Here is a 2,211-nt window from a genome sequence, read left to right as displayed (position 1 = left end):
GGACAACGCCGTGATCGAGAGGATCTTCAAGACGCTCAAGTACGAGTGGGTACCTGAAGGAGGCTACGCATCTATCGCCGAGGCCGAGAAGGAGCTGACCGACTTTCTGATCTACTACAACCTAGAACGGCAACACTCGCGACTAAACGACATCCCGCCAGTGCTCTTCGAGCAACTGGCGGCTCAGGCTCCTACACCGGTGTCCAGAAAAGCTTGACCACTGCAATTCATCGGCGAAAGCGCTGGACTCAGTCTTTGTCCTGATCGGACTCCTGCACCCCGATCAGGCGATCGTCATAACACCGATCGCCGCAACGGCGATCGCGAGACCTAGCCAATTCAACCACGACAACTTCTCGCGGAATGCCAGCGCACCGACAAGTGCGCCGAGCAACACGACACCCAGATTCATCGACGCGAACGCCAGCGACGGATCATTCGGCAGCGCCTGATGGCCGCGGATGTAGAACAGGATGTTGGCGAAGTTGGCCGCACCGAGGACCACGCCGAAACCGATGCTACGCAAGGACAACGGCGCCTGGCGGGTCAGAGCGCGCGCGAACACGGCGATCCAGCAGAGCACCAGCGCGATCAGGAACGAGGCGAGCAGGGCGCTCGGGAAGGGCGCGTGTGCCTGGGCAACCAGCTTGAAACAGATGTCGATGGCGCCGAAGCCGGCGAACACGGCGAGCGGCGCTAGCCAGCCTGCGCGTTCTACGCGCTCCTTGCGCCAGAGGATGCATGCCACGGCGACGAGTGCGAGGCCGATCCCGAGGACCTTCAACGGGACGAGCGCTTCGCCGAACAGGAGGAAGGCCGCCGCCAGCGAGAGGAACAGGGAGAGCCGCTGGGCCACGTCCGTGCGCACGATGCCGGCGCTGCTGACCGAGCGCGCGAGCATGACGAAGATGGCGGGGAGTAGCACGCCGAGCAGGATCAGCGGTACGCGTGCGTCGGACTGGAGTGCCGCCTGCGGCGTCGCACCGAGCAGCCAGACGGCAAGACCGGCCGCGACAACGTAGTTGGTACGTAGTCTGAAGCGGCTTGTGTCTTTGCGTCGGCGTAGGCTTCGGGGTGAGAGCGGAGTGCGGCAAGCCCGCTAGCGGCGGTGCTGCGAGCACGTGTGGGAGCTGGGGCTGCCGCACTCCCTCCACCAATAGCCCGAACAGTTGCCCGAGTCGTACCTCGAAATCACAAGCCGGGGCATGGTGGAGGTGCTCTCACTTCCGATCGTACTCCGGAGTGAAATCATGAGCATCCATGTAGGAATCGACACCGGTAAATCCATGTTGGACGTGGGTTTTTTTCCTGGTGAGCGCTGCGAACGCTTCGCCAATACGGCCGAAGGCCATCGCGCGTTACTGCTCGCGCTGGCGCCCCTGGAGGTCCCCCACATCGCTATCGAAGCGACGGGCGGCTATGAGCGAGGGATCATCGATGCGCTGGCTCAGGCCGGTTATTGCGTCACCCGCCTGGCGTCGCATCGCGCCTCGGCTTACTCGCGAGCCATGGGCCGGTTTGCCAAGAGTGACACCCTCGACGCCCAGATCCTGGCGCGTATGGCGGCGAATATCACTCCACAACCGTACGAGATGCCGTCGCCCGAACGCGGCGAACTGGCCGAACTGGTGCGGTGCCGGTTGCAGATGGTCAGCCAGCGTGACGACAACGGTCGACGTCTGAAGCAGACGCAGCTGGCTGCAGCCCAGCACGCGCTGTGCGGCATGATCGAGGCGGCCAGTACGCAAATCCGTGAGCTCGACCGGCGTATCGCGAAAGCCACGAAGGCCGTCGATCCTGCCTCACGGCTGCGCGAAGTGCCGGGTGTCGGGCCCGTCGTAGAAGCGACCCTGATCGCGTACCTGCCCGAGCTGGGACGGCTCACACGACAGCAGATCGCCGCGCTGGTGGGCGTGGCGCCTTACGTCGACCAGAGTGGTTGCCGTGACGGTGCCAGGCGCGTACGCGCCGGCCGATGGATCGTCCGGCGCGCGTTATACATGGCCGCCTGGGCCGCCGTCAGAGCAAAAGGAACAGCCCTGGGCGAGCGTTACCGCGCCCTGCGGGCGCGGGGAAAAGTAGCCAAGGTGGCCATCGTTGCCTGCATGCGATGCCTGATCACGGCCATCAATGCGATGGTCCGTGATCAGGCCGGATGGCGGCATGGGGCGGCTGTCTAAAAAAGACAGTTGCTCCCACATTGCTCCCACA

General features: G+C 64.0%; 3 protein-coding genes. 2 read left to right on the top strand and 1 reads right to left on the bottom strand.

Translation table 11 applies throughout. The features are described from left to right. Window positions 1–217, top strand: a 217-nt coding sequence (locus AC1DVF_RS29245; protein WP_477330588.1) for an integrase core domain-containing protein, incomplete at its 5' end; no start/stop codon positions are given. A 66-nt stretch (window positions 218–283) separates the two neighbouring features. On the opposite strand, the gene AC1DVF_RS29240 is transcribed toward AC1DVF_RS29245, so the two are convergent. Then, complete coding sequence (locus tag AC1DVF_RS29240) at window positions 284–901, bottom strand: hypothetical protein (protein WP_477783635.1); 618 nt, start codon at window positions 899–901, stop codon at window positions 284–286. Window positions 902–1,250: 349 nt separating this feature from the next. Between AC1DVF_RS29240 and AC1DVF_RS29235 the strand changes: the two genes are divergently transcribed. Continuing rightward, entirely contained in the window at window positions 1,251–2,180 is a 930-nt protein-coding gene (locus tag AC1DVF_RS29235) for an IS110 family RNA-guided transposase (protein ID WP_477296248.1), read from the top strand. Window positions 2,181–2,211: the final 31 nt, after the last annotated feature.

The sequence above is a fragment of the Pseudomonas sp. P4_D7 genome (assembly GCF_056401755.1).
This window is presented reverse-complemented; position numbering and strand designations above follow the sequence as displayed.

Bases quoted from the DNA above. Each gene is read 5' to 3' on its own strand.
- AC1DVF_RS29240 (WP_477783635.1), bottom strand. From the start codon at position 901: ATGCTCGCGCGCTCGGTCAGCAGCGCCGGCATCGTGCGCACGGACGTG.
- AC1DVF_RS29235 (WP_477296248.1), top strand. From the start codon at position 1,251: ATGAGCATCCATGTAGGAATCGACACCGGTAAATCCATGTTGGACGTG.